Annotated in this window: 28 protein-coding genes; 15 read left to right on the top strand and 13 right to left on the bottom strand. The window is 69.6% G+C overall.

The annotated features are described in order from the left end of the window. Positions 1-753: 753 nt before the first annotated feature. From CYFUS_RS00140 to CYFUS_RS00110, 7 genes are all read left to right on the top strand, one after another. Positions 754-1026, top strand: coding sequence for a hypothetical protein (locus tag CYFUS_RS00140; protein WP_232537279.1), 273 nt, complete (start codon positions 754-756; stop codon positions 1024-1026). Further along, positions 1023-1892, top strand: coding sequence for a hypothetical protein (locus CYFUS_RS52165; protein ID WP_232537278.1), 870 nt, complete (start codon positions 1023-1025; stop codon positions 1890-1892). Before CYFUS_RS00140 ends, CYFUS_RS52165 begins: the two co-directional genes overlap by 4 nt. Positions 1893-1940: 48 nt before the next feature. Continuing rightward, positions 1941-2642 carry a DUF429 domain-containing protein gene (locus CYFUS_RS00130; RefSeq protein WP_095983345.1) on the top strand — a complete coding sequence of 234 codons (702 nt, stop codon included), beginning with the start codon at positions 1941-1943 and terminating at the stop codon, positions 2640-2642. Between the two features lie 214 nt (positions 2643-2856). Continuing rightward, positions 2857-4101: an IS21 family transposase gene (gene istA, locus CYFUS_RS00125; RefSeq protein WP_095991713.1), complete on the top strand. Its 1245-nt coding sequence runs from the start codon at positions 2857-2859 to the stop codon at positions 4099-4101. Further along, the gene (gene istB / locus CYFUS_RS00120; protein ID WP_095983344.1) at positions 4098-4904 is read left to right on the top strand and encodes an IS21-like element helper ATPase IstB; all 807 of its coding nucleotides are present in this window, start codon (positions 4098-4100) and stop codon (positions 4902-4904) included. Before istA ends, istB begins: the two co-directional genes overlap by 4 nt. Before the next feature lie 150 nt (positions 4905-5054). Then, positions 5055-5477 (top strand): Uma2 family endonuclease, encoded by a 423-nt coding sequence (locus tag CYFUS_RS00115; RefSeq protein ID WP_332468451.1) that lies wholly within the window; start codon positions 5055-5057, stop codon positions 5475-5477. 98 nt (positions 5478-5575) lie between these two features. Then, positions 5576-6331: a hypothetical protein gene (locus CYFUS_RS00110; protein ID WP_095983343.1), complete on the top strand. Its 756-nt coding sequence runs from the start codon at positions 5576-5578 to the stop codon at positions 6329-6331. Between the two features lie 43 nt (positions 6332-6374). Here the strand turns inward: CYFUS_RS00110 and CYFUS_RS00105 are convergent, their stop codons facing one another. Genes CYFUS_RS00105 through CYFUS_RS00095 form a run of 3 tightly spaced genes read right to left on the bottom strand, consistent with a single transcriptional unit; the run spans position 6375 to position 9842 of the window. Beyond that, positions 6375-7007, bottom strand: coding sequence for a pentapeptide repeat-containing protein (locus CYFUS_RS00105; protein ID WP_095983342.1), 633 nt, complete (start codon positions 7005-7007; stop codon positions 6375-6377). A 10-nt stretch (positions 7008-7017) separates the two neighbouring features. Continuing rightward, positions 7018-8676, bottom strand: coding sequence for a hypothetical protein (locus CYFUS_RS00100; RefSeq protein WP_095983341.1), 1659 nt, complete (start codon positions 8674-8676; stop codon positions 7018-7020). Then, entirely contained in the window at positions 8673-9842 is a 1170-nt protein-coding gene (locus CYFUS_RS00095) for a hypothetical protein (RefSeq protein ID WP_095983340.1), read from the bottom strand. The genes CYFUS_RS00100 and CYFUS_RS00095 overlap by 4 nt, the downstream gene beginning before the upstream one ends. Positions 9843-10248: 406 nt before the next feature. Here CYFUS_RS00095 and CYFUS_RS00090 point away from each other — a divergent pair, with 406 nt between their 5' ends. Together CYFUS_RS00090 and CYFUS_RS00085 are read left to right on the top strand one after the other, a co-directional pair. Then, the gene (locus CYFUS_RS00090) at positions 10249-11550 is read left to right on the top strand and encodes a CapA family protein (protein ID WP_232537277.1); all 1302 of its coding nucleotides are present in this window, start codon (positions 10249-10251) and stop codon (positions 11548-11550) included. A gap of 168 nt (positions 11551-11718) precedes the next feature. Further along, entirely contained in the window at positions 11719-13017 is a 1299-nt protein-coding gene (locus CYFUS_RS00085; RefSeq protein WP_095983338.1) for an MFS transporter, read from the top strand. Positions 13018-13064: 47 nt separating this feature from the next. Here CYFUS_RS00085 and CYFUS_RS00080 read toward each other — a convergent pair whose 3' ends face one another. Both CYFUS_RS00080 and CYFUS_RS00075 read right to left on the bottom strand, forming a co-directional pair. After that, on the bottom strand, positions 13065-13586 hold the full coding sequence (locus CYFUS_RS00080; RefSeq protein ID WP_095983337.1) for a hypothetical protein: 522 nt from the start codon (positions 13584-13586) through the stop codon (positions 13065-13067). A gap of 120 nt (positions 13587-13706) precedes the next feature. After that, on the bottom strand, positions 13707-14531 hold the full coding sequence (locus CYFUS_RS00075; RefSeq protein ID WP_095983336.1) for an acyl-CoA thioesterase: 825 nt from the start codon (positions 14529-14531) through the stop codon (positions 13707-13709). A gap of 159 nt (positions 14532-14690) precedes the next feature. On the opposite strand from CYFUS_RS00075, the gene CYFUS_RS00070 reads away from it, so the two are divergent. The 5 genes from CYFUS_RS00070 (at position 14691) to CYFUS_RS00050 (ending at position 17791) form a co-directional block, all read left to right on the top strand. Beyond that, positions 14691-15254 (top strand): hypothetical protein, encoded by a 564-nt coding sequence (locus CYFUS_RS00070; RefSeq protein ID WP_095983335.1) that lies wholly within the window; start codon positions 14691-14693, stop codon positions 15252-15254. Further along, entirely contained in the window at positions 15251-16003 is a 753-nt protein-coding gene (locus CYFUS_RS00065) for a hypothetical protein (protein WP_095983334.1), read from the top strand. The genes CYFUS_RS00070 and CYFUS_RS00065 overlap by 4 nt, the downstream gene beginning before the upstream one ends. 40 nt (positions 16004-16043) lie before the next feature. Then, positions 16044-16607, top strand: a complete 564-nt coding sequence (locus CYFUS_RS00060; protein WP_095983333.1) for a hypothetical protein — start codon at positions 16044-16046, stop codon at positions 16605-16607. Positions 16608-16645: 38 nt separating this feature from the next. Further along, complete coding sequence (locus CYFUS_RS00055; protein ID WP_232537276.1) at positions 16646-17356, top strand: hypothetical protein; 711 nt, start codon at positions 16646-16648, stop codon at positions 17354-17356. Between the two features lie 141 nt (positions 17357-17497). Beyond that, positions 17498-17791: a hypothetical protein gene (locus CYFUS_RS00050; RefSeq protein ID WP_095983331.1), complete on the top strand. Its 294-nt coding sequence runs from the start codon at positions 17498-17500 to the stop codon at positions 17789-17791. Between the two features lie 3 nt (positions 17792-17794). Here the strand turns inward: CYFUS_RS00050 and CYFUS_RS00045 are convergent, their stop codons facing one another. The 5 genes from CYFUS_RS00045 to CYFUS_RS00025 all read right to left on the bottom strand — a co-directional run bounded on the left by CYFUS_RS00045 (position 17795) and on the right by CYFUS_RS00025 (position 23156). Further along, positions 17795-19303 (bottom strand): M16 family metallopeptidase, encoded by a 1509-nt coding sequence (locus tag CYFUS_RS00045; protein WP_095983330.1) that lies wholly within the window; start codon positions 19301-19303, stop codon positions 17795-17797. Next, positions 19303-20703: a M16 family metallopeptidase gene (locus CYFUS_RS00040; protein WP_095983329.1), complete on the bottom strand. Its 1401-nt coding sequence runs from the start codon at positions 20701-20703 to the stop codon at positions 19303-19305. The genes CYFUS_RS00045 and CYFUS_RS00040 overlap by 1 nt, the downstream gene beginning before the upstream one ends. 93 nt (positions 20704-20796) lie before the next feature. Continuing rightward, positions 20797-22119 (bottom strand): sensor histidine kinase, encoded by a 1323-nt coding sequence (locus CYFUS_RS00035; RefSeq protein WP_095983328.1) that lies wholly within the window; start codon positions 22117-22119, stop codon positions 20797-20799. A gap of 85 nt (positions 22120-22204) precedes the next feature. Further along, positions 22205-22927, bottom strand: coding sequence for a class I SAM-dependent methyltransferase (locus tag CYFUS_RS00030; RefSeq protein WP_095983327.1), 723 nt, complete (start codon positions 22925-22927; stop codon positions 22205-22207). 7 nt (positions 22928-22934) lie between these two features. Then, positions 22935-23156, bottom strand: a complete 222-nt coding sequence (locus CYFUS_RS00025) for a hypothetical protein (RefSeq protein ID WP_095983326.1) — start codon at positions 23154-23156, stop codon at positions 22935-22937. A 220-nt stretch (positions 23157-23376) separates the two neighbouring features. On the opposite strand from CYFUS_RS00025, the gene CYFUS_RS00020 reads away from it, so the two are divergent. Further along, positions 23377-23892, top strand: a complete 516-nt coding sequence (locus tag CYFUS_RS00020) for a secretin and TonB N-terminal domain-containing protein (RefSeq protein ID WP_095983325.1) — start codon at positions 23377-23379, stop codon at positions 23890-23892. A gap of 8 nt (positions 23893-23900) precedes the next feature. On the opposite strand, the gene CYFUS_RS00015 is transcribed toward CYFUS_RS00020, so the two are convergent. From CYFUS_RS00015 to dnaA, 3 genes are all read right to left on the bottom strand, one after another. Next, on the bottom strand, positions 23901-24527 hold the full coding sequence (locus tag CYFUS_RS00015; protein WP_095983324.1) for an NAD(P)-dependent oxidoreductase: 627 nt from the start codon (positions 24525-24527) through the stop codon (positions 23901-23903). Positions 24528-24727: 200 nt separating this feature from the next. Beyond that, positions 24728-25237: a hypothetical protein gene (locus CYFUS_RS00010; protein ID WP_157758134.1), complete on the bottom strand. Its 510-nt coding sequence runs from the start codon at positions 25235-25237 to the stop codon at positions 24728-24730. A 113-nt stretch (positions 25238-25350) separates the two neighbouring features. Beyond that, on the bottom strand, positions 25351-26706 hold the full coding sequence (gene dnaA / locus CYFUS_RS00005; RefSeq protein WP_095983322.1) for a chromosomal replication initiator protein DnaA: 1356 nt from the start codon (positions 26704-26706) through the stop codon (positions 25351-25353). Positions 26707-26791: the final 85 nt, after the last annotated feature.

Here is a 26791-nt window from a genome sequence, read left to right as displayed (position 1 = left end):
AGTGCCTTCGGATCGGCGTACGCGTGAAGGCTCGCTCACCTGAGGGGCGCGCGACCTCCGGCAGGAGCCGTACCGTCCACAAGACGAGCTGCGCCTCTTGCGGCCGTTTGCGCCGCCCCTGCCCCATCTGAGGCGCGGCCGGACCACGCTCGACGAGGTGCTGGGCCATTTGCTGCGAGCCATCGGTGCCCTGCCGTACATGGGCGAGGGCACCAATGGTCTCGCCGTAGGCGCGGGCCCACGCGCCGTGGGCAGAAGTGCTCCCTGATGGATGCCGAGGCGCTCGTGAGAAATGCTCCAGGTGGTTCCGTTGTGGGGCCATTCGGGAGATGCTGCCCTCATGCGGACGGTCTCGGTGACACAGCGGGCGATGGCGGTGAGCCTTGCCTTCGTACTTGTTTCCTGTAGTGCGGCGCGCCCCCCAGCGGTCGGACCCACCGGTCCCCAGGACCTGGCCAGGTACGTGATTGTTCTCGAGCGACGAGCAGATGGGCAGGTAGAGCACGCCTGGATTCCGTTGAAGGAATTCGATCTGACGAAGTTCCAGCACGCCATGAGCACGATGAACGTCCGTCGAGACATCGTGCGGGTTTCCTCGTCGGGCTTGAATACGTATTGTGAGGGGCGGCGTGCACAGTGCGAACAGGACTGTCTCAAGAGTGGCAGGCCATTCGCGATTGGTCGCCGCAAATACCTGGACACCCGGGGGCAGCCGTGGCGCGTTGCCAGGGGTGGTGGTGTCCGGAAAACTGCATGGATGCTTTTGTTGAATGCACGAAGGGCCGCGGCGAGTGGGCAGAGGAGTACGTAGCCGAGTTCGATGCGGTAGAACCCGCCATTGACTGGCTCAAGAAGCATCGCAGGGAGCTTGCCGTGGGCACCGTCGTGGTCATTGCCGGTGTCGCCTTCGCCGTCGTGGTCGCTGGTTCGGCAGGCGCGGTACTCGTTTTGACGCCACTCCTGGTCATGGCGGAACGCTCCCCGGGAATGCTCTCCGATATCCAGCTCGCGGGGGTGTGCAGGTGACAATCTTTGAGGAACTCACAGGCGCGGCGCTTTTCATCGAGACCCGGCGGCGGGCAGCGGAGGCGAAGGGTCGACAGGACGAAGAGAAGCTTTGGCGCTATGTACGCGCATTCAACCACTTCGTCCTCATTACCGGCCAGATCTACCGATTCGAAGACTCACTCGAGGGCAAGGTTTCAGCGGAACGCCCTCCCGTCAGCGTACGCCTGGACAATCATGAGGAGACGCTCGCGGAACTGGCCGTGGAACTGCTGCTCAAGACCCTGGACGAAACATCCGAGCCCGAACAGAAGCAGTATGTGCGCCTGCTCATCGCCCTCTTCGACTTCATCGCCGGGACTGGACAGCTCGATGAGGCCGAGGACTACTTCATCAATCAACTGGACCATGCCCCGCTGGCCATCGCGCACTTCACCAGCCATGAGGAAGCCGAGGCCTGGATGAAGAGCGTCGCGGAACCACCGAGCCCGGTCCGCATCCTCATCGGTGATGCGTATTACCAATTCTGGTATACGCGTGAGGACAATACGCGCGGGATGTATCGCGAATATTGCATGGAGCCGGCGCTGGAGGCGCTGACCGCCAGGGGAATCCCACCGCGGACTCCTTCGTTCGCCACACGCGTGGAGGCGGAGGAATGGTTGATGAGCCACCCAGCCAATCCCTATGCCTTCGTGGCAATCGCCGGGGAGCACTACTTCGCGGTGCATCACCCGAGGTTGAAGCGTCACTCCCTCCACCACGTGGCGTCAGCCCTGAAAGACTGGGAGGAACGCAAGAGGGCCGTGGAACTCGATACGGCCCTGGAGGCCTCGGCTCTATCAGATGGAGCCGATGAGAGCGATACGCGCGGCGGCTCGCGGTAGTATGAGGAGGGGAAACCATAGGCCAGGCGCCTCGGGTAGGCTCGGTGCATGCGTTTCCTGGGCTGGGATTTGAGCGATCCGTTCGCGCGCAGTCCCCGCGCCGTGGACGTGGCCGTGGTGGATGTCCACGGGCGGGTGGACTTCGAGCAGCGGCGGTGGCCCGCGCCCGACGGCGAGGGGCGGCTCGACCCGGAGGCCCTCGTGGCCGCGTTTCCCGTGGGGCCCACGGACGTGGTGGTGGTGGACGGGCCCCAGGCGCTCGCGCGACCGGGGGCCCGGGTGCGCGAGGCGGAGCGACTGCTGCGGGCTCCGGGGCGGACTCCGGATGTGCTCCCCGTGCCGGGCGCGCCCTTCCATGGCTTCGTGCGCGGTGGCGTGTTGCTCTTCGCGGCCCTGCACCGGCTCGGAGCCTTGGAGATGCTGGACGTGGACACGCCCGAGCCGGGCCGGGCGCGCTTGTTCGAGGCGTTTCCCGGAGCCACGTGGCGCCACCTGGCTGTGGAGAAGTTGGGGAAGAAGGACTCCCCCGAGGGACGGGCGGCGAGGCGGGAGCGGCTCGAGGCGGAGGGGCTGCGCTTTCCGGGAGCGGGGCTGCCCACGCATGACGAGCTCGACGCGGCGCTCTGTGCGTGGCTGGGGTGGCTCACCCGCACCGCGCCCGAGCGCGTCCATGCCGTGGGCCTGCCCTTGTGGAGGGACGCCGAGGGCTGGCTGCGCGAGGGGCGCCTCCTGGACGTGCGGCGCACCTGACCTCGGATGTCACCTCCTCGGGTATGGCGATGGTGCTCGGGGCGAAGCTGGGCAATGCCTTCAGCTATGGGCCGGGGGGCCCATGTAGAGCGACAGCAAAATTGACCCCCTGGCGACACGAAAACTGACCCCCTCCCGGGGCCTCCAGACCAAGGAGGTCAGCTCGATGGGAGAGACGGCGGAAGTTGTGGCACCCCGCGCGACGGAGGTGCCGATGGTGGAGCAGGAAGTGGTGCGGCGCATCCGCGTGCTGGCGGAGGCGGGCTGGGGCCACAAGCGGATAGCGGGTGAGGTGGGGGTGGCGCGCAACACGGTGCGGCGCTACCTGCGTGCGGGCAGCGCGGCCGACAAGCAGGTGAGGCCCAAGGCGAGGCGGCTCGGCGAGGAAGAGCAGCAGCGCGCGGTGGAGTTGTGGAATGGAGCGGCGGAGGGCAACGCCGTCGTCGTCAAGGCGCTGCTGGAGCAAGAGGGAGTGGAGGCCAGCGTGCGCACCGTGCAGCGAGCGGTGGAGGAGAGACGGAGGCAGGTGCACGTGGCGCAGGTGGCCACGGTGCGCTTCGAGACGAAGCCAGGGCAGCAGATGCAGGTGGACTTCGGCGAGAAGAAGGTGCGGCTGGGCGGGCAGGTGGTGAAGGTGTTCCTGCTGGTGGCGGTGCTGAGCTTCTCGCGGCGGCTGTTCGTGCGGGCCTTCCTCAATCAACGCGGAGACGACTGGCGTGAGGGCGTGGCCGCGGCCTTCGTGCACTTCGGAGGAGTGCCATGGGAGGTGCTCGGAGACAATGCCCGGCCCCTGGTGGACGAGCACGACAGACAGGCCGGCACCGTGCGCTTCCACCCGGCCTGGGTGGAGTTCTGCAAGGACTGGGACGTGACGCCCAAGGCGTGCGGGCCGTACCGCGCACGCACCAAGGGCAAGACGGAGTCAGGCGTCAAGTACGTCAAGCGCAACGCGCTGGCCGGCAGGGACTTCGAGTCCTTCGGCGCGATGGAGGCGCACCTGGTGAAGTGGATGGCCGAGGCGGATGCACGCGTGCATGGCACCACGCACGAGCGGCCCCTGGACAGATTCGAGCGCGAGGAGAAGGCCGCGCTGCGCCCGCTGCCCGCGCGCTCGCTGCCGCGCCGTCAGCAGCGGCTCAAGCGCAAGGTGGCCAACGACGCGCTGGTGGACGTGGACACGGTGCGCTACAGCGTGCCGCACCGGCTGGTGCGCGAGAGCGTCGAAGTGCAAGTGGGAGAGGCCGAGGTGCGCATCTTCCACGCGGGCAAGCTGGTGGCCACCCACGCACGCGGCAAGGAGCCGCACGGGCGCGTCGTCGACCCGGCGCACTGGGAAGGGCTGTGGCGAGCACGCGCGGTGGAGCCCGTCGAGGACGGCTCCAAGCTGGCCGTGCACGGGCGCTCGCTGGAGGACTACGCCGCCGTGGTGGAGCAGGACGCGAAGCGGGGTGCCGCATGAGCCACGAGCTGGTCCACGCGCGCGTGCTCGAGCACCTGGAGCGGCTGCGTCTGGGGCACCTGGCCGAGCGGCTGGACGCGCTGCTGGCGGAGGCCGCGCGCGGCGAGCCCACGTACCTGGACTTCCTGGACGCGCTGCTGCGCGAGGAGATGGGGGCCAAGCAGCGCAAGCGCGTGAGCATGGGAATCACCATCGCGCACTTCCCCGCGGTGAAGACGCTGGAGGACTTCGACTTCAAGGCGCAGCCCTCGGTGGACCAGAAGCTGGTGCGGGAGCTGGCCACGGGACGATTCATCGCCCAGGCCGAGAACGTGCTGCTCTTCGGTCCGCCGGGCGTGGGCAAGACGCACCTGGCCATTGGACTGGGGCGTGCGGCGGTGGAGACCGGGCACTCGGTGCTCTTCACCAGCGCCACGGCACTGCTGGCGGCACTGGCCAGGGCCGAGAGCGAGGGCGTCCTCAAGGACAAGCTCAACTACTTCGCCAAGCCGAAGCTGCTGGTGGTGGACGAGCTGGGCTACCTGCCTTTCGAGAAGCGCAGTGCTCACCTCTTCTTCCAACTGGTGGCGCGTCGCTACGAGAAGGGCAGCATGCTGCTGACCACCAACCAGATGGTGGGCCAGTGGGGCGGCGTCTTCGGCGATGACGTGCTGGCCGCGGCCATCCTCGACCGGCTGCTGCACCACAGCCACACGCTGCTGATTCAAGGCGATAGCTACCGGCTGCGGCAGAAGAAGAAGGCGGGGCTGCTGAGCCGGGGCGCGTCACAAGCCACCAGCAGCGCAGCTGAACCCGAGCGCTGAGCCTCGGCAGGCGCCTGCGCTCGCCCTCGCTCGAGAAGCAGCGAGGGCGAGCTCCGGCGGACACAGGACGCAGAACGACGTAGCATCACGACGTAGGAACCGGGCCCTGGGAGGGGGTCAGTTTTAGTGACGTAAGGGGGTCAAAAATTCCTGTCGCCTGACAGCCCAGGGGGTTGGTGGATCCTGAATGAGCCGGAGGTGCACCTGGGCCGTCAGGTGCTGGTGCCGGACCGGGCGGGCTGGCGCCGGGAGCGGGCCCCCGGACTGTTGGAGCGGGATGACCCCTTCTTCGACCTGGCGCCCGACTGGGTATGTGAGGTGTTGTCTCCGTCGACGGTGGCCTTGGACCGGGGGCGCAAGCTGGCCATCTATCACCAGGAGGGGGTGGGCCATGCGTGGCTGGTGGACCCTCGTGCTCACACCCTGGAGGTGTATGGCCGAGGAGAGAAGGGCTGGCGGCTCGTCTCCCATCACGGCGGCGAGGAGACGGTGCGTGCCGAACCCTTCGACGCCGAGCCGCTGGAACTGGGGCTGCTCTGGGCGCCGAAGGCCACCCCGGCTCCCGGGCCCTGATGACCTCTCCTCCACGGTGGGAACCCAACAGGGTATGCCAACTCCCTTGACTTGACTGGTCAAATCCGTTTCCGTGAAGGCTCACGGAGGGGCATCGCGTGGCGAACGAGAAGAGCGGAGAGGACAGGCGGTTGGGGCCCTTCCAATTGGGCTGGCGCTATGACGAGGTGGGTCCGGATCTGGGTCGTCTCTACGAAGCGCGCCATGTGGCGACGGGCCGGCCCGCCCTGACGTTGCTGCCGGGAGAGCGCGTGGAGTGGACGCCCGAAGGCGACTGGGCCGTGAGCCTCTTCTACAAACGCGAATCCGCCTCGGTGTCGCTGCGAGTGGATGAAGCGCCCCCGTCGGCGCGAGCCACGGAACTGGCGGACATCCTCGTGCTGACGGACGCGGCGGTCCGGCGCGTGGAGGACAATCCCAGACTGTCAGCACACCTCGCGTCGGGACGTCCGCCCCGGCCCTGGTGTACCCGGCTCATGCCCGCCCTCGCGGGCCTCGCGAGCGTCTCCCTGTCGTTCGGTGTCTGGCTCTACGCGACGAGTGATTCCAGATGTCAGCCGCTCGCACCCGTCGTGGTGTCCGAGGCTCCTTCCGAGGCGGATGCTCCGCTCCTGTCCAACTCGGAGTCACCGGTTCCACGAACGCTTGCCTACCCATTGCCCGCCAAACCCTTCAGGAATCAGGCCGCGGCGCCCTGCAAACCCCAGGTGGATGAAGTGGAGATCAACGGTGGATGTTGGCTGGCCGTGAAGCGGAGTCCTCCGTGCCTCGACGTCCAGGCGGAGTACCAGGGCACGTGCTACGTACCCGTCTCGAAGGACCGGGGACGTCCGCCCCAATCCGCCCAACCCTGAACCATACCCGGAGCGGGACGTTCCAGGCCCGCTCGGGTTCGGGTCAGTAGACGATGCAGTCGAAGTTCTCGATGACAGCTCGGAGTTGTTCTGGCGTGCTCTCGAGCCGTTCCACCAGGGTGGGCGCGTAATAGGTCAGTGCCCTGGTTGGAGTTGGATGGGCGTGGAGGTCGCCCACGATGACGTCACCGATCAGACCCGGCCACTTGACGCTACGGAGTTCGGGGGCCCTGCGAATGGGGTCCAGAATGGTGAAGCAGGGCCACTTGGGGAAGCGCAGGGGGGTTGGGTCACAGCCCATGATGCGGCAGCCATCCAGACGGGCCTCGGTGAAGTCACAGTTCTCGATGAAACCGTGCTGATACTCCGGTTCACTCCCGTATTCGGGCCAGTGCCCGAAATCACAGCCCGTCAGCCGGCCCTTGAACCGGCAGCCCTTGAGCGAGGCTCTTACCCAGTCCTGATGGTTCTTCAATTCCTGCTTCACCTCGAAGGTGCAGTCAATGAACCGGGCGCCGAGGATGTGTAATCGCCTGGCTGATACCTTCAAGACGACAGTGCAGTTGCGCAGCGTCAGGTCGGGGCCAAGGAAATAGAGCGAGTCTTTGTCTGTCACCTCGAACCGCTCGTTTTCGAGTTCCTTGTTCTTGATGATGACGTTCTCGAGCCAGCCCATGGCCATCTTTCTAAAAGGTGATCATCCGGAAGAATTCAGTCGCCATTCGCCTGCCATGTCGCGCCAGATTCGACTCTGTCCCGGAGAGGATCTCGTATTGGCGGCCTGTCTTGAGGTCAACCATGTCGACACCCTGGCGGTTCCACTTGAGGATTGCTTGGAATTGTTTTTCCACCTTGGCGTGCACGTAGCGCCCCCGGGCCTCTCGCTCCAACAATCGCGCCAGCCAATACTTGCCCTTCTTCTGGGCCGCGCCGATGGCGAGCCTTTCGTTGGCCGAGAGCCTGTGGGGCCCCCATTCCTTCGCAGCCTGGGTGACGACCTCCTGAATCATGTCCCCCACCCTGTCCTCGGTGGGAATGTCCGCCACCGACTTGCCACGTGGCAGATGCCAGTGTTGGCCATCGCTGAGTTCCACCTGTTGGTTGCCACCCCGGTGACGCATGATGGTTGCCCAAGATCGGCCTCCAGGTGCCTTTCCTGCTCCACCGCCCGGTCCCCGCTTGAGCATCACCACCGCGAAGCCACCCTGTGGTGATGTCGCCACCGTCTCCACCGTCTCCACCGCCTCCACCGCTCGTGCCAGGGCCCCTTCCCGTGCCAGTGCCGTCTCTTCGGCCTCCACCCGGCTCATGACGGAGGCTCCGCCCTGGGCCTTCCATTGTCTCCCCGCGAGGCCAAAGCCCGGAAGCGACTTCACCCGCGCCGCCACCTCGCCCATCGTGCGCCCGGAGAGCGAGGCCACCGCCAGGATCATCGCCCGCGCCGCGTCCTCGCCCAGCACCTTGCCGAAGGCGTCACCCGCGGCGCGCAGCTCCTCGAAGGTGGTGGCTTCATGGGCCTCGGTGGCCAGTCGGCTCCACCCGTCCATCAGTCCCCAGACGGTGTCCAGTCCGAGCCACCCCATCAGAATCACCGTCAGTCCCGCGGCCAGAGCCTTGGTGGTGGGCTCGGGCACCACCCACATCATGCAATAGATTGCCACCGTCCAGACGGCCAGGGACACCATCGCCCTCACATCCAGCAGCTCGTGTGCCAGGGCCCGCCAGGTCTCATCGAGCACCGAGCCAAAGGCGAAGGCGAGGGCCAGCGTCCGCCGGTCATCCGCGCGGAGGTAGGGCCCATCGTCCAACAGGCCCAGGCAGTCTCCGCCGCCCCGGTACTCACACCACTTCAGGTACCGCGCCTTCAGGGCGTCGTCGGCCACGGGGGTGAGCAACACCGGGCCCGGCTGGTTGCGTGGCACGAGGGTGTAGCTCCGGCCCCGGTACGTCTCCCATTCCCAGTCGCCCCCGCTCTCCACTGTCTCGATGTCTTGCCGCGGCTCGCGCGAGGGGCGCAGCAACGCGTGGGCGGCCTCCCGTGGCGTCCCGTGCTTCAGCCGCACGTCGCGGGCGAGCCGCCGGAAGGTTTGCTGGAACTCGCCCGGGGAGATGGGCACCGGCCGGGTGGGGACAGTGCGCGGCTCCATGAATTCCAACTCGTACACGGTGGCTGATTCAGGGCCGGGCTCCGCCGTGAGCGCGGCATGCGCTCCGGGCTGCTGAGGGGGAGCGGGCGACGGGGAGTGGGAACCCATCCGGGCGTTGTTCCGGGAGACGTCCGTGGCGCACGCGGCATGGAGGAAGAAGATGAGCGGCCAGCCGCCCCAGCCAGTCCGGTTCCTCATGCGAGGCCGAGCCTCCCGAGCGTCACCTCGCGTACCCGGGGAATCCGGAAGCGGTAGAGGAAGGCATCGGCGAAGTAGTGCGCGAGCACCAGCGCGTTGGTCACCGTCACCCCGAGCGTCCACAGCGGCTCCTGGCCCAACAGCCAGCGCGTGGCCGAGCCCCCCGTCGCCGAGTCCACCAGCGGTACGAAGGGGCTCTGTGCCACGCCCACGAGGATGAGCGGCAGCATCACCCCCAGCATCGCCGCCCACACCCCGCCCCCGCGCAGTCGCGCGTCCGGCTCTCCCGGTGTGGGCTCGAGCATCCGCCCCGTGAGGAAGAGGTACTCCAGGCCGTGGATGCCCGCGCTGAGCACCACGCCCCACGCCGGCCACACCAGGTACACCCCCACCACCGCCACGTGGCTCAGCACGTACAGCCGCCTCGGGCCGCTCATCCCCGAGGGCCCCCGCAGCGCCTGGACCATCCGCCCCGCGAACACCGCCCACACCCCGAGCAGCACCCACGTCGTCGCGTACGGCAGCGCCCCGTTCTCCGCCTGCCCCACGTTCACCAGCGGCACGTCCCCCGCCGCGTCCGTCACCGGCACCGCCAGCGTGCGCGCCATCATCAGCACCAGCGCGAGCGGGACGAACACCCGCTGCAGCCGCCGCTCGGCCTCGCCCAGCGCGGGCGCTCCCGAGGCCCGGGCCCGCAGCCCGTGCAGCGCCCACAGCCCCTTCACCTGCGACAGCGTGTGGTGCGCCGCCAGCAGGTGGATGCACGCGGCGAGCATCAGGTTGAGCTGGGGCGCGTGCTGGCCCGCGTACCACAGCACCCCCAGGCACACCGCGAACACCCCCGACGAGGCTCCCAGGAGCAGCCACCCCTGCGAGGGCGTGGTGCGCAGCAGCTCGCGCCGCGTGCCCACCAGCAGGAAGGTGAGGATGACGTGCGTGCCATTGAAGAGCACGTACTGCGACGCCCATCGCCCGAGCGCCCACGAGTACCCCTGGTGCCCCTCCCCCGTCGTGTCCGCCAGCCACACCGCCACGAGCGTGAGCAGCGCGGGCACCAGCACGAGGCTCACGTCCACCCGGGGCGAGAACAGCCACAGCCCATCGAAGCGGACGGCCGGGGCGGACGAAGCCGCCGGGGAGGAGAGCGCGGGAGCGGGCGGGGACATGAGGCGCGCAGTATAGGCGCCTGTCCCCTGGCTCCGCCTCCCGCCCGGCCGCTCTTCCGTCGAGCACGCCCCACCCGTGCGTGCCGCTCCCCTCCTCCGCCCGCGTCCCCCGTAAGATGCGCGCCCGCATGCGCTCTCGCTCCCTCCTGCTCTCCGTGCTCGCGCTCTCCTCCCTCGGAGGCTGCGCCAACTGGCGCGCCTCCGTCGCCGAGCCCCTCCGCCGTCCCATCTCCGACGCCCCGTCGGTTCCCCCCGAGGCCAACGTGCCTCCGATGCCGCTGGCTCCGCCCGCGCCTCCCGCTCCGCCCCCCGAGGCGCCTCCCCCCGCCCCGACGCTCCGCCCGCGCCCCCCGCGTCCGCTTCCGCGCCGGTCGACTCTCCTCCCCTGGCCACCTCCGCCGCCGAGGTGGACGCGCTCTACGCCCGGGGTGTCGAGGCCCTCAAGGCCAAGGACGCCCCCGCCGCCCTCGAGGCCTTCTCCGCCTGCGCCCGCGCCGCCCCCGAGCGCGTGGACTGCCAGTGGGAGCTCGGCTGGGCGTACTCGCTGCTCAACCGCTGGCCCGAGGCGCTCGCCGCGTGGAACGTGGTGCAGCGGCTGGACCCGGCCCACCCGGATCTCGAGGACGCCCTCACCCAGGCCCGGGGCCAGACGGCCCTCCAGCGGCAGCTCGCCGAGCCCGCGGCTCCCCCGACCCCTCGCCCCTCGCCTCCCGCCGATGCCCGCCTGCGCATCCGCGCCGTGGGCGACGTGATGCTCGGCACCTCCTTCCCCGAGGGCCTCTTGCCCCCGGATGATGGCGCCGCGAGCCTCGCCACGGTGGCGCCGCTGTTGCACGACGCGGACCTCACCTTCATCAACCTCGAGGGGCCCCTGTGCGACCACGGCGAGACGCAGAAGTGCCGCCGCGGGGGCAACTGCTACGCCTTCCGCTCGCCCACGCACTATGGCCGCTACCTGAAGGACGCGGGCGTGGACCTGGCCTCCACCGCCAACAACCACTCGGGTGACTTCGGCGAGCTGTGCCGCCGCGAGACCGAGGCCACGCTCGATTCGCTCGGCATCGCCTGGAGCGGCCCCGCGGGCACCGTCGCCACCGTGGAGAAGAACGGCCTGCGCGTGGGCATGGTGGCCTTCCACACCTCGCCCAACTGCAACCACGTCAACAACCACGCCACCGCCGCCGCCCTGGTGCGCCAGGTCAAGGCCGCGCATGACCTGGTGCTCGTCTCCTTCCATGGCGGCGCGGAAGGGGGCAAGGCGCTCAACATCCCCCTGGGCACCGAGATGTTCTACGGCGAGAACCGGGGCGACCTGCGCGCCTTCACCCACGCCGTCATCGACGCGGGCGCCGACCTCGTCATCGGCCACGGCCCCCACGTCGTGCGCGCGCTCGAGTTCTACAAGGACAAGCTCATCCTCTACTCCCTGGGCAACTTCGCCACCTACGGCTCCTTCAACCTCAAGGGGCCCCAGGGCCTGGGGATGATCGCCGACGTGGAGCTCGACGCCCAGGGCCGCTTCCTCTCCGGGCGTCTGTTGCCCACGCGCCAGGAGGGCCGCGGCATCCCCCAGCCGGACCCCGCCGGCGAGGTGCTCCCGCTCGTGCGCCGCCTCACCACCGAGGACTTCCCCACCACCGGCGCCCAGGTCTCCCCCGACGGCCGCATCTCCCCCCGCAAGGTCTCCGCTTCGCGTGAAGTGAAGTAGTCCGTTCTCCAACGGGTTTCGGCGCAAGCAATTGGAACCCCCACGAATGTACTGGGATTGAAAAGAGAGGATTGACGCTCGCGGGGGCCGGGACGCGAGCGTGTATTTCCTGTCATCTCGAGGGGGGGGCCTGCGCGGACGGGGCAAATGCGATACAAAGGGAGGGCCGTGCGTACCCTTCATTTGTCTCGCTATTCGTCGCTCCGGGCCTTCGGGCACCGGGATTTCGTCCACGTCTGGTGGGGAACGCTCATCTCCAACATCGGCACGTGGATGGAGACGCTCGCACTGGGCGTCTTCGTCACCACGGTGACGGGCCGCGCCGAGGCCACCGGAGGCATCGCCGCGCTGACCTTCCTGCCCGCGGTGGTGATGTCGCCGGTGGGCGGAGCGCTCGCGGACCGGTTCGATCGGCGCAAGTGGGTCGCCGCGGGCACGCTCGTGCAGGCGCTGCTGGCGCTGGTGCTCACGGTGCTCGCGCTCACCGGCCGGCTCACCGTGCCCGCGGTGGCCGTGCTGTCGCTGCTCAACGGGTGCACCAACAGCCTCATCAACCCGGCCTTCTCCGCGCTCATCTCCCAGTCGGTGCCCCCGGAGGACCTGTCCAGCGCGGTGAGCCTCAACTCGGCGCAGTACAACCTCGGGCGCATCATGGGCCCGGCGATCGCCGCGGGAGTGCTCGCCGCGGGGGGAATTGCCTGGGCGCTGGCCATCAACACGCTGTCCTTCGTGGCGGTGCTCGTGGCGCTCTGGCACGTGCGGCCCCTGGAGCGCGTGGGCGAGCGGCGGCACGAGCCCCTGTGGTCCGGCATCCGGCGCGGCGCCCAGGTGGCCCGGGACGACGCGGGCATCCGCCTGGCCATGGTGGGCGCGCTGCTGGTGTCGGCGCTCGTGGCGCCCTTCATCGGGCTGGTGCCGGTGTTCGCCATCCGCGTCTTCCAGCAGGGGGCGGCCGCCACCTCGCTGCTCGTCACCATGCAGGGCGTGGGCGCGGTGCTCGCGGCGATGCTGCTCGGGCCCCTCATGGAGCGGCTGGGGCGCCGGCGCCTGCTCGAGGCGTGTCTCATCCTGCTGGGGCCCATGGCGGCGGTGTACTGGATGACGCCCACGCTGCACGCCGCGGCGCTCGCCATCGTCGGCCTGGGCGCGCTCTACATGGCCTCGCTCACCTGCATCAACACCACGTGCCAGCTGCGCGTGCCGCGCGAGCTCCAGGGCCGCATCAGCAGCCTCTACAGCATGATGATCGCCGTGGGGTACGCCGCGGGGGTGTGGTTGCAGGGCCTGTTGGCCGACCGGTGGGGCGTGCGCCTCGTCACCGGCGCGTGCGCGCTGTTGTTCCTCGCGCTCGTGCTCACCCTGCGGCTGTTGCGCCCGCGCGCCTTCGAGGCCACCGAGGCCCCGTGCGTGGTGGACCCGGCGCACCGCCCGGCGCCCGCGCTGCACCTGGAGGGCAACGACTTCTGAGGCCGCCCGCGCGGGGAAGACCGCGCGGGCAGGCGGGAGGCGTCCGTCTACTTCGCTTCCACGGTGAGCACCATCCAGCGCTCCGTGCCGTGGTCGATGCGGATGTTGTTCGCCCCGGCCTCCTGGAGCTGGTGCACCACGCGCTCGAGGAACTGGAGCTGCTCCTGCGTGGCGTCCACGAACACGTTCTTCACGCCCGGGCCCTTGCCGGGCTTGGGCTTCTTGGCCGCGGGAGGCGCGCCGGCGGCGGCGGACTCGACGACGGTGGGCACCACGCGCAGCGGGGCGGCCGAGGACTCCTCGGCGGGCGCGTCGGCGTCGGCGTCGGTGTCGGCATCGGCGTCGGCGTCGGTGTCCGGCTGGGACTCCTCGGCCCGGTCGGCGCGGGCTTCCACCTCGCTCAGCGCCTGCTCCCGCAGCTCGTTGAACGTCTTGGCGTTGAGCGAGGCGCCGAAGCGGTCCTTGTATGTCTCCATCGCCTCGTTGCGGCTGATGTCGGGCTGGGAGCGGAAGAGCTCGAGCAGGAACGCGCGGCGCTCCTGGGTCTGATCCTGGGAAATCCTTGCCATGTGTAGGGGAACCTCGGGGGGTAATCGCGGCGTGCAGCGCGCGGGGCACGGCACGCCGGGCGGCGCAAACTACCCGAGCCCCGCCGCGAGAGGAAGTCACCTCTGGCGCGAGCGTGCCGCTCAGCGCGTCTGGGGAAAGATGGCCGCCATCTGCCGCAGCTGGGCGAGGAGCTGGCCGTCCTCGCTCCACAGGTCGGCCAGCTCGTCCGCGTAGCCCAGGGCGGCGTGCCGGGACTGGCCCGCGCGCAGGTAGAAGGACTCGGGCGAGGCGGAGGCGAGCGGCAGGGGGGCGTAGAAGTGCACCGTGTAGTCCATGGTGGCGCCCAGGGCGGGGCCGTCCACGCGGGCGAACGCCGCCGGGGGATAGGCATCCAGCAGGCCCACCACGAGCGGCGCGTCGAGCGGCTCGGCCACGCGCGGGCGGATCCACCCGCCCAGCCGTGCCTCGGCGGCTCCGGAGGAGGGCAGCGCGCCCACGCACCAGCGGTAGTCGAATTGGGCGCAGAAGGCGGGCATCGCCTCGGTGGGCGCCGAGGGCAGCGCGTGGGGCGGGGGCACCTGGGGCGGGCGAGCCTCGGTGAACACGAGCGGCGTGTCGCGCGAGGTGGCGAAGGTGGCGCTCGCCAGACACGCCACCTGCCCCGCCTGCTCCAGCCGCGCGGACAGGTGCGAGACCTGACGTCCGGCGCGCTCCAGGCGCACGGTGATGAGCGCGTCCTGCTCGGTGACGGGGGCGCAGAAGTGCACGGTGAACGAGCGTGGCATGCGCTCGGGCTCGTTCAGCTCGCGCATCATCGAGCGCAGGAGCGCGCCGCCCAGCAGTCCGCCGTAGGAGCCGCGTCCCTGGAACCAGTGGGGAAGCACCCGGCCGGCATAGCGCCCCTCTCCGAGCGCGTTCCAGGTGGTGGAGCTGGCGAAGGGAGGGCCGTGCGGGGGGGCTTTCATGGGCGGTCCCTATATCCGCCGCGAGGGGCGCATGCCACGTACCCGGAGTCAGCGGGCCCTCGGCGTCACCTGACTTTTCCATCCTGGTGGGAGGGGTGTGACGTACGAGGTGTGGCGGGTTCTTGAATTGCGGTTTTCATGGAGATAACCTGGTTTTCCATGAACTTCCTGCGTGGCTGCCTGGCCATGTTCCTGCTGGTGGGCCTCTCCGGGACGGCGGGCGCGACGGCTCCCGTGGCCGAGGTGGTGGCCACGCAGGTGCTGGCGGCCGACTCCCTGCGCGCCCACACCTTCAGCCTGCTGGCGCGTGGCCAGGTGACGGAGGCCATCGACTACTGGGTACTGACCACGGGCAAGGAGGCCCCGGCCTGGTTGTTGGCGATGCGCACGTCGTTCGAGGCGGGCAAGCAGGTGGCGGGGGCATGTCAGGGCGTTGCCCAGAGCATCCACACCGCCTTCACCCAGTTGGGCGGCAAGCCCGAGTTCGTGCAGCTGACGACCCGCTCCCAGAAGGAGTTCGGGTACATCATGTTCAAACTGACGAACGGCAAGGACGTGAATGTCAGCCACACGGGCTACCACGTGCTGGTTCGGATGCAGGGCCGTGCCTATGACGCCTACACGGGCGCCGCCGGAATGCCCTGGGCGGAGTACATGAGCCGGTTGGGCGCACGCTTGGAGATCACCGAGAAGGTCGTCGAGACCGTGGCGAGGGTGCGATGAGTCCATCCACTCTTCCTCCCGCTACCGGGTTGAAGCCCGCGGTGCCCATGCTGGAACTGCTGCTGCGCGTCCGTCAGGACATGGACACGCGCCCGGTGGGCCCCTATCGGTACATCGGGATGCCCGATGTCGATTGGGTGAACTGTTTCAAGGGCGGGTACCGCGAATGTCTTGATGTCCTCGGCGTTGACGAGGGGTCGGACGTATTGTTTGGCGTCTGGCTGAGGGATGTCAGACTCGCGTGGCCCGGAGAAGGTTGGGAACCCGCGTACCTGCGTGAATGTGGCGGCGATCAGACGCGCGCGCTGCGCAAGTACCTGGACTACGTCGCGGAGTTCCGCACGCTCTCTTCCGAGGACCTGTCCGCGATTTCCTGGCGCATCCCGGAGGATGTCCAGTTCGCCACGCGCGCTCCCCAATTGATGCCCACGCGGGCGCCCCAACCCACCTTGGACTTCCTCATGGAGATCCGCCGGGAGATTGGCGATACCGAGGGACGCCTGGGGATGTTCATCGGTCCCATCACGGTGCGGCGCATGGAGGGACTCATCGCCGGCTATCGTCTGTGTCTTGGACTGGTGGGCGCTCGGGACGAGGAGTACGTGCGCTTCGAGCGCTGGCTCCAGGACGAGAAGGGTGTGCCCACGGGTCAGGAGTGGGCCCAGCCCTTCCTCTCCGCCTGTGGGGGAGACCACGAACAGGCCATCCGCCGGCTGCTCGGCTTCGCCGCCGAGTTCCGCGCAGCCTGAGCGCTTTCTACGAGGCTTTCAGGGGATAGCCTGGGTTTCCATGAGCTTCCTGCGTGGCTGCTTGGCCATGTTCCTGCTGGTGGGCCTCTCCGGGACGGCGGGCGCGACGGCTCCCGTTGCCGAGGTGGTGGCCACGCAAGTGCTGGCGGCCGACTCCCTGCGCGCCCACACCTTCAGTCTGCTGGCGCGTGGCCAGGTGGCGGAGGCCATCGACTATTGGGTGCTGACCACGGGCAAGGAAGCACCGGCCTGGTTGTTGGCGGCCCGCGCGTCGTTCGAGGCGAGCAAGCAGGTGGCGGGGGCGTGCCAGGGCGTCGCCCAGAGCATCCACACGGCCTTCACCCAGTTGGGTGGCAAGCCCGAATTCGTGCAACTAACCACCGAGCACTGGGAAAGCGTCGGATACATCGTGTTCAAGCAGGGGAACGGAAATGAAGCGAGTATCAGCCACACGGGCTATCACGTGTTGGTTCGGATGCAGGGCCGCGCCTATGGCGCCTATACGGGCGCCGCCGGAATGCCCTGGGCGGAGTATATGAGCCGATTGGGAGCGCACTCGGCCATCACCGAGAAGGTCGTCAACACGACGGCGAGGGTTCCATGAGTCCATCCACTCCTCCGCCCACGGGGCTGAAGCCCGTGGTGCCCTTGCTGGAACTGCTGCTGCGCATCCGCCAGGACATGGATGCGCGCCCGGTGGGTCCCTACCGGTACATCGGGATGCCCGATGTCGATTGGGTGAACTGTTTCAGGGGTGGTTACGGATTGTGTCTGGACTCACTGGGTGTGGACGAGGGGCCGGACCTGCTCTTCAACACCTGGTTCCGTGACATCAAACGCGCGTGGCCGGCGGAGGGTTGGGAGTCTGTCTACTTAAGCGAATGTGGCGGGGATCAGACGCGCGCGCTGCGCAAGTTCCTGGACTACGTCGCGGAGTTCCGGGCGATCTCCCCCGAGGCGCTCGCCGCGCTTCCCTGGAACGATTCGGAGTGCGAGCAGCTCGCCACCAGCACGCCCCGGTTGGCGCCCGCGCGGATGCCCGCGGCCACCTTGGATTTCCTCATGGAGATCCGCCAGAGGATCGGTGACAGCGAGGGGCGGTTGTTCATGTTCATCGGCCCTATCACGGTGCGGCGCATGGAGGGTCTCATCGCTGGCTACCGCTTGTGCCTCGGACTCGTGGGTGCCCGGGACGAGGAATACGTGCGCTTCGAGCGCTGGCTCCAGGACGAGAAGGGCGTGCCCGCGGGCCAGGAGTGGGCCCAGCCCTTCCTCGCCGCCTGTCAGGGAGACCACGAACAGGCCATTCGCCGGCTGCTCGGCTTCGCCGCCGAGTTCCGTTCCGTCGCCTGAGCGCTCCTCGCGGGGCCTCGTGCTCCCGTGGCGGGCGGGCGGGCGGGCCCTCTTCCGGCTCCGGGTAGCCGTGGGCCGAGGGCCCGCCGCACATTGACGGATGCGCGCAACCCCGCGCGTCCGCATCCGAGGAGCCTTCCCATGGCCGACAAGCCGAGGAAGTACAGCCCCCTGCATCCGCACGAGAACCCCAGTGGCAAGCCTCCCTTCGCGAAGGATCGCGTGGAGCGGGGCCTGGAGGCCGATGACACCCGGCCCCTCTACGCCGCCGACTCCATCCACGCGAGCTCGGAGGAGAAGTTCGCCCTGGACAGCAATGCTCCCGTGGGCGGCCCCGTGCCCGACGTGCGCAGCCCCATCGACGAGGCCGACGAGCAGTTCCGCCGGCGCCACGTCCGCACGGAGTCCGAGGAAGAGGAGGCGGATGCGCGCTGAGCGTCAGGGCTTGGGGGCCGGTGCCTTCGCCGGCTCCTTCGCCACCAGCTTGCCGAGCCCCAGCGGCCCCACCTGCTGCTGGATGACCTCGGGGTCTCCCACCAGGACGATCTGCATGGCGTCCGGGCCCAGGTAGGCCTCCGCCACGCGCTGCACCTCGGCGGGCGTGGCCTTCTCCAGGCCCGCCACCGTGCGCGCGTACTCGTCCAGGGGACGCCGACGCAGGAAGAGCTCCGAGGCGCTGGAGCCCAGGCCCTCCACCGACTCGAAGCTGCCGGGGAACGCGCGGATGAGGCCCTCGCGCGCCGGCTCCAGCTCCCGCGGGGTGATGGGGCGCTCGCGCAGGCCCTTGAGCTCGTTGACGAACTCGGTGACCGCCGCGCCCGTCACGTCCGCGCGCACCGACGCGGACGCCGTCACCGGCCCCACGCCCAGCCGCGCGTCCGAGCCCGAGTTGGCCCCATAGCTGTAGCCCTTGTCCTCGCGCAGGTTCATGTTCAGCCGGCTGCCGAAGAAGCCGCCGAACACCGTGGTGGCCAGGTCCAGTGCGGACTCGTCCTCATGGCCCGCGGCGATGCCCGGCCGGCCCATCAGGACGATCGTCTGATCCAACCCCGCCTTGGGCACGAACACCACCTGGCCGCGCGCGGGCGTGGGGGGCGCGGGCGGCACCGGGGGCAGCACGGCCTTGCCCTTCCAGTCGCCGAAGGACTTCTTCGCCAGCGCCACCGCCTGCTCCAGCGTGATGTCGCCCGTCATCACCAGCGCCGTGGTGCGCGGGCCCACGTTCTTCTCGTAGAAGGCCTTCACGTCGCGCACCGTCACCGCGCCCACCGTCTCCGGCAGGCCGCTGGTCGGGTGCCCATAGGGGTGCGCCGCGCCGAACACCACGTCGAGGAACGTGCGCTGCGCGAGGAAGCCCGGGCTGCCCAGGGCGCGCACCAGCTCGGCCAGTTGCAGCTTCTGGCGCCGCTCGAAGTCCTTGGGCGCGAACGTGGGCTGGCGCACCACCTGGGTGATGAGCGCCAGCGCCGCCTCGGTGTTGCGCTGGAGCACCCGCACGCCCAGGACGGCCCCGTCCGAGCCGACGCTCACCGAGGGCGACACGCCCAGGTTCTGGAAGGCCTGGTCCAGGGCGAGCGTGTCCTTCCCGGCCGCCCCCTCCAGCATCATCTTGTAGGTGAGATCCGCCAGGCCCCACTTGCCCTGGGGGTCGGTCGCGCTGCCCGCGGCGAAGGCGGTGCCCACGTACACCAGTGGCAGCTCCTTGCGCGTGCTCACCAGCACGGTGAGCCCGTTGTCCAGCACCGCCTGCTCGAAGCGGGGCAGCACCAGCTCGGGCGCGGGGCCGGCGGTGGGGGGCTGATCCCGGAAGGACTCGGGGTCCGCAGGGGGCGTGGCGGGGGCCTGGGAGCCGGGGGCCGGGGACGGCTCGGGCGTGGGCTGGGGCGCCGAGCGGCAGGCCGCGGCGAGCAGCGCCAGGGTGGAGACGGCGAGGAACAGGCGGCGCATCACGGCTTCTCCTTCGAGGGGGTGGAGGACGGGCTCGACGGCGAGGGCACGGCGTGGAGCACCACGCGCTCGGTGGGCTTGAGCGTGTCGCGGGCGAAGTCGCGCACGCGCTCGGGCGTCACCGCGTCGTAGCGCTCCAGGTCGTGCACCAGGAAGCCCGGGTCACCCCGGAAGTGGTTGTAGCTCTGCAGCGTGTCCGCCTTGCCGCCAAAGCCTCCCACCGACTGGAGCCCGGCGAGCATCTGCGTCTCGAAGCGCGTGCGCGCCTGGTCGAGCTCCGCGGACGTCGGGCCCGAGCGGCGCATCTCCTCGAGCACCGCGTCGATCTCCTTCACGAGCGCGTCGCTGGACACGCCGGGCCGGGCCACCGCCTCCACGGTGAAGACGGACTGGGCGCCGAGGCTCTGCTGGGAGGCGCTCACGCTCTGGGCGAGCCCCTTGTCCACCACGAGCCGCTTGTAGAGCCGGCTGGACTTGCCCGTGCCGAGCACGATGCCGAGCATGTCCGCGATGGCATCGCCCTCGCTCAGGTACGGCGGGGTGTGCCAGCCGATGACGACCAGGGGCAGCGTGCCGATCTTCTCGTCGTGCCGGACGAGCTTCTCCTCGGTGAGCTTCACCGGGGCCACCTCGGGGCGCGCGGGCTTGGGGTTGCTCGGCAGCGTGGCGAAGTACTTCTCGATGAGGGCGCGGGCCTCTTGGGGCTCGAAGTCCCCCACCACGGCGAGCGTGGCGTTGGCGGGGGCGTACCACTTGCGGAAGAAGGCCTTCACGTCCTCCACGGTGGCGGCGTCCAGGTCCGCCATCGAGCCGATGACCTTGCCGTGGTAGGGGTGGGGCGCGGGGAAGAGCGTCTGCCAGAACTTCTCCTGGGCGATGCCGTAGGGGCGCGTCTCCACGCCCTGGCGGCGCTCGTTCTTCACCACCTCCTGCTGGGTGCGCAGCTTCTTCTCGTCGAGCGCGTCGAGCAAGAAGCCCATCCGGTCGCTCTCCAGCCACAGCGCGGTGGCGAGCTGGTTGCTCGGCACGGTCTCGAAGTAGTTGGTGCGATCGAAGTTGGTGGTGCCGTTGAGGTCCGTGCCGCCCAGCTGCTCGAGCAGCGCGATGTGCACGTCATCCGGCACGTGCTTGGAGCCCTGGAACATCATGTGCTCGAAGAGGTGGGCGAAGCCGGTGCGGCCCGGCTGCTCGTCATAGGCGCCCACGTGGTACCAGACGTTGACGGCCACCACGGGCAGCTTGGGGTCGCGCGCGAGCAGCACCTCCAGGCCATTGGGCAGCGAGTACTTGTCGTAGGGGATGGAGAGTGCCTCGCGTCCGGGCTGGAGCGGCTTCGCCTCTTGCTGGGCGAAGGCCGGAAGGCCAAGGGCGAGGGCGGTGGCGGCGATGAACGCTTTCATGCGAGCGGGGCCCTCCTCGGGGTAGGTGAGAGGCAACCCGCTTAGCACGTGCCCTCGCGAGGACGGAGCGCGGAAAGTCGGCGCGTCCGGGGCTCAACCCCCGGGTGATGGGGCCCGCACGGGCAACTCCAGGCGCAGCCGGGCGCCGCCCTCGGGACGGTTCTCGGCCACGAGCGTGCCGCCGAAGCGTTCCACCAGCTCGCGCGACAGGGCCAGCCCGAGCCCCGTGCCCTTGTCGGGGCCCTTGGTGGTGAAGAAGGACTCGAAGAGGCGGGGCATCACCTCGGGGGGAAAGCCCGGGCCGTTGTCCTCCACCAGGAGCGCCACGCGCTTCCCATCGGCCACGCCCGTGACACGCACCTCGCCGCCGTGCACCCGCGCCTCCTCCAGGGCGTCCCCCGCGTTGACGAGCAGGTTGAGCACCACCTGCGCCAGGCGCCGGCGGATGGCGAAGACGCCGGGCAGCTCCGGGGGCAGCGCCACCGTCAGTCGCGCCACGTGCTTGAGCCGCACGGCCGCCAGCCGCGCCGCGTCCGTCACCACGTCCGCCAGCGCGCACTCGGTCGGCTCCTCCATGTCCATGTGCGAGAAGCCCCGCAGGTCCGAGACGATCTGCCGGATGCGCTCGACGCCCTGGCGCGTCTCCTCGAACACCTCGCCCAGCTCCGCGTGGGCCTCTTCGGGCAGGGGCTGGCGCAGCACCTCGGTGCGCAGGAACTCCAGGTTGGAGCGCACGAAGGCCAGCGGGTTGTTGATTTCATGCACCACGCCCGCCGCGAGCCTGCCCACGGTGGCCAGCTTCTCCGTCTGGGCGCGCTGGCGCTCGGCCAGGGCGAGCTTCTCCAGGCTCTCGCTGCGGGCGCGCTCCAGACGCACGGCGTGCTCGGCCTCCTGCGCCTTGCGGGACTGCTCCGCGCCGTACATGCCGAAGAACGTGGCCGAGCCGATGAGCAGGGCCCAGCCGAGCGCCGCGATGGGCCGGCCCTGGGCGAGCAACATCAGCATCGTGCCCAGGGTGCAGACGATGCCGCTGAGCAGGGCGGGCGTCCCGTCGCGCGGCTGGATGAGCGCGATGATGAGCGGCATGCTGGGCAGCAGGTGGAGGTAGGGACTGCGCTCGTCCCCGGTGACGTGGATGAGGGCGAGGAAGCAGCAGCTGGCGGCGATGCTGTTGACGTTGGCGAGCCGCTGCTCCCAGCGCGGGCCCAGCCCTGGGTACAGCACCGTGTACAGCAGCATCTGCGCGGACCAGAGCAGCCGCACCCCCAGGGGAGCGAGGCTCCAGTGGCCCAGGGCGAGCCAGTCCAGCGGGTAGAGCAGCGGGATGATCGCGGCGAACATCACGGTCGTCCGTTTGCGCCGCCGCCACGTCTCCGGATTCGTGCTCGCCTCGGACGGGGGGGTCGGGGAGGTCATGGACGGGGCACAACTCCGGCAGTCAAGGAACTCCAGGATGATAGGATGTCCTGGTCAGACCTGCACGGTCAGTCCTCGGTCCAGGTCATGCCCGGGTGGCGATCACCACGCACAGTCCAGCCCGGGCGTAACGTTCGGGCAGGGGGTCGCGGTGCACGGCCACGTGGAAGCCCCGGGCTTCCAGGAGGGAGCGGGCACGTGGCAGCAGGAAGGTGAGGTAGTACATGACGAAGGGAGGCCGCCAGAGCGCGTTGCGCACGTGCATGGCGGCATTGAAGGCGCGCGCCATCCAGTAGCCGGGGCGCCAGGGCGAGGGCCGATCCGCGGTGACGAAGAGGAAGCGGCCACCCGGGCGCAGGACGCGGTGGATGCCCTCCACCAGACGGGGCTCGTCGCGCTCGAGGATGTGGCCGAAGGCCCCGAAGCTCGTCACCAGGTCGAACGCCCCGTGCCATGGCAGCGCCAGGGCGTCGCCGCGCACCAGCTCCACGCGGGCCTCGCCGGGCGCGTGCTCCAGGTTGCGCCGGGCCTCGTCGAGCATGCCCTGGCTCACGTCCACGCCCACCACGTCCTGGCGGCACAGGGGGCGCAGGTGGCGCAGGGCGGCTCCCGTGCCGCAGCACACGTCCAGGGCCCGGTCCACGCTCCGGGGGGCTCCGGCCAGGGCGAAGCTCGCCGTCAGCACGTCCTCGGGCGTGCGGAAGGGCGTGTAGTCGAACTTCGGGGCGAGCAGGTCATAACCGCGCTCCACGGACTGCAAGCCCTGGTGGAGCAGCTCTCCGAGACCGGGTCCCTTGGGATGGAACATGCACTGCTCAATGCATCATGGGCGAGGGTTCATCCAGGGGCCTGCCGGGGGAGATGTCCGCTTCCGTCCGGGCCTCGAAGGCGTTGCAGCCGCAGTCCCCGGCCACCATCAGGTCGAAGTCCTCCAGCTCCGGCTGCCGGCATTGAGCGATTTCCGAGCCGCTCGGGTGGGTGCTCTGGCTGTTGAAGTAACGGCAATCCTTGCAGTGGCCTGAGTCGTGGTTCGCCATGGGTGTACCCTCGTGCGTGGGGAAGCCCCCCGTGAGAGATGGGGGTGCGAGGGGCGCGTCACAAGGCCGCCCCGGGGTGCGCTCCCCGGGCTCCTCCTGGATGGCCGCTGTGCCCTCCTGCGTTCGAGGGGGGCGGAGGGCCGGGGAATGCCGGGGCCGCGTGTCCGTCCGCCGGGAAGGGCGCTACACTGGGCCACCACCCGTCCCCTGGAGGTCCTTCATGCGCTCTTCCCGCGCCGTGTGGCTCGCGCTGGCCCTCACCGCCCTGCCCGTCCAGGCGCGCGAGCCGAGGCCGACCCGACATGTCTCGCTCGACGTGGTGCGGGCTCCGGTGGAGCAGGTGCTGCGGGGGCTCGCGGAGCTGGGCGGGCTGAACCTGGTGCTCTCCGAGGAGGTACGGGGCACGGTGACGCTCACGCTGCGCGACGTGCCGTGGACGCAGGCGTTCCAGGGGGTGCTGGTGTCCCAGGGGCTGGGCATGGAGCGCAAGGGCAACATCCTGCGCGTGGCGCCCCTGCGGGTGCTCCAGGAAGAGGCCGCGGCGCGGGTGCGGCTCGCCCAGGCGCGCAAGGACGAGGGCCCGTTGCGCACGTGGTTTCTCCCCGTGAGCCACGCGCGGGCGGCGGATCTGCTGCCCCAGGTCCAGGCGCTGTTGTCGTCCCGGGGGCGGGTGAGCGTGGACGCGCGCACCAACACGCTCATCGTCACGGACGTGGAGGCGCCCGTGCTGCCGTAGGCCGGGGCTCAGTCGCCGACGATGCCCACGCGCACCCGGTGGTACTCGGTGCCGGTGGCCACCTTGAGGGTGAAGTCCGCCACGTCCTCGGCGTAGACCTGCCGGCCGCCGGTGGGCAGGGCTTCCACGGCGACGCGGTACTTGCCCGTCTTCAGGCCGCTGGGCATGACGGGCGGGCACACCACCACCCAGTCCAGCTCGCTCTCCTGCAGGGCCTGCAGCGCGCCGCGGTGATCCTCGAAGGCGTGGCGCAGGAAGGGGGGGAGGCCGTGCTCGCCGGTGAGGCCGCCGGCCGCGTGGGGCAGCAGTCCCGCGGCGCCCACGGACACGAGCCGCTGGACACCCTCGGCCTTCATGGCCGCGAGGATGGCGCGTGTGGCGTGGGTCACCACCGAGACGGGGTGGGTGGCGTCGCGGGCGCCGATCGCGCTCACCACGACGTCCGAGCCGCGCAGGGCCTCGGCGACGGTGGTGCCATCCTCCAGGCTGCCCTTCTTGACGAGGAGCTTGCCGTGCTTGATGCCCAGGCGCTTGGGGTCCCGGACGTATGCCGTCACCTCGTGCCCCTGCCCCACCGCGTCGTGCACCAGCGTGTGCCCGACGCGTCCCGTCGCTCCAAAGACCGTCAACCGCATGGGTGTTGCTCCTCCGGAACCCTCCCGAGTGCATGCGCGGAGCCCCCCGCGGAGTCTCCGATGCACGGGAGTTGCCGGGAACCCGCGGCGGGCGGGTGCTGGGCCCCGGTATAGCGAACCCGGTGCCGGGTTGTCCCGGGGGTGTGCGGCGGGAAGGTGCGTCCCGGATGGGCGACGGGTCCATCCCGACCGCGGACGTCTCAGGGGATGAGAGAGGGCTGCCCGTGGGAGGCGTACTCCCGCCCGAGCAGGGCGTTCAGCTTGTGCTGCTCCTGCTGGAGTCCATCCAGGCGCTGGTCGAGATGCCGCAGGTCCGAGTTGGCCCGCTCAGCGGCTTGCTCCAGCATCTCCAACCGGGTGTTGTGCTGGTCGAACTTCTCGGAGACCTCGACCCGGAACGCGTTCATCTCCCCATGGAAGGTCTGGCGCCAGTTGATGTCTCGCAACTCTGCCTGCTCGCGCAGACGCTGGATGTCCGCGGACAGTTGCCGGTCGCGCTGCTTGCTGGCGGCGGCTTCCTGGCTGACCCGGGAGGTTAGATCCAACAACTGCTTCGCCTGGACTTCCATCTGCTTCGTCTGGGCTTCCAGCTTGTTTTCCAGCACTTGCTGGCGCTGCTCCAGGCGTCCAAAGCCCTGCCCCATCAACGTCAGGATGCGCTGCTCACCCGGCGTGAGGGCCGGATCATCCTTCACCGTGGACATCGACATGCACTGATCCATCGACGCACTCCTCTCGTGGAGACCGCGCGGGCAAGATGACTCATCAGGTCACCCGCAGTCAACCCACTCGAAAGGTCAGGGAAGGGAGTGCTTCGGGCCGCCTACTCGCCCGTCAGCTTCGCCTCGAGCTCATCCAGCTCGCGCTTCACGCCGAGGTCCGACTCGCGCAGCTTCTCCACCTTGCGCACCGCGGAGATGACGGTGGAGTGGTCCTTGCTGAAGCGCGCGCCGATCTCCGGGAACGAGGCCTTGGTCAGCTTGCGGCTGAGGTACATGGCCACCTGGCGCGCGTGCGCGAGCGCCTTGTGGCGCCGGTCCTCCTTGAGCGCCTCGGCGGGCACCTTGTAGTAGCGCGCCACTTCCTTCTGGATGGTCTCCACGTCCACCACCTGGCGCGTGGGCAGCACGTCCTTGAGCACGTGCGCGGCGAAGTCCACCGTCACCGGCTGGCGGCTCAGCGAGTGGATGGCGCTCACCTTCACCAGCGCTCCCTCCAGCTCGCGCACGTTCTTCTGGATGGCCCGGGCGATGAAGTGCGCCACCTCGTCCGGCAGGTCCAGGCCCTCGAGCACCGCCTTCTTCTGGAGGATGGCCACGCGCGTCTCGAACGTGGGCTCTTGAATGTCCGTGATGAGCCCCATGCTGAAGCGGCTGCGCAGCCGCTCCTCGAGCCCCGGCACCTCCGCGGGCACCATGTCGCTGGTGAGGATGATGGCCTTGCCCAGCTCGTGCAGCGTGTTGAAGGTGTGGAAGAACTCGCGCTGCGTCTCCTCCTTCCTCCCGAGGAACTGCACGTCGTCGATGAGCAGCACGTCGCACTCGTCGCGGAACTTGCGCCGGAACTCGGGCATGCGCTGCTCGCGCACGCTCTCGATGAACTCGTTGGTGAACTGCTCGCTCGACAGGTACACCACGCGCTGGCTCGGGTCGCGCTCCCAGATTTTATTGCCGATGGCATGGAGCAGGTGCGTCTTGCCCAGGCCCGTGCCGCCGTAGATGTAGAGCGGGTTGTAGGCCCGCCCCGGGCTGTCGCTCACCGCGGCGGCGGCGGCCGCCGCGAGCTGGTTGCTGTCGGCCACCACGAAGGTCTGGAAGGTGAAGCGCGCGTTCATGCGCGGGGGCCGGGCGCCCTCGGGCTTGTGGGACGCGGGAGGCGCCTGGAGGGTGGGCGCGGGGGCCAGGCCCGGCACCACCTCGTAGGCGAGCTGCGTCGGACCGTCCGTCACCCGCGCGAGCGTGGACTCGAGCAGCGGGCGGTAGTGGTCGTCCAGCCAGTCGCGGTAGAAGCGGTCCGGCACGCCCATGACCAGGGTGTCCTCGCGCACCTCCAGGGGCCGCATCCGGCCAATCCACCCGAGCGCGTACTCGAGCTTGTCCTGGCGGAGACAGTCCAACATCCTCTCCCAGAGGATCTCGGCACTTGAGCTGGCGGGCAGGGGACGGGCGAGCGCGTTCACGGAAGGGCTCCAGGCCACCGGCGGAGCGCCGGGTGGGAGTCCCGGGTGCTAACACGCACCCCCGGGCGATCAAGTTCGCGGCCCC

It is taken from the genome of Cystobacter fuscus (assembly GCF_002305875.1).
Lineage (GTDB): Bacteria > Myxococcota > Myxococcia > Myxococcales > Myxococcaceae > Cystobacter > Cystobacter fuscus_A.
The sequence above is the reverse complement of the archived record's forward strand: the minus strand, read 5'-3'. Positions and strand labels throughout refer to the sequence as shown.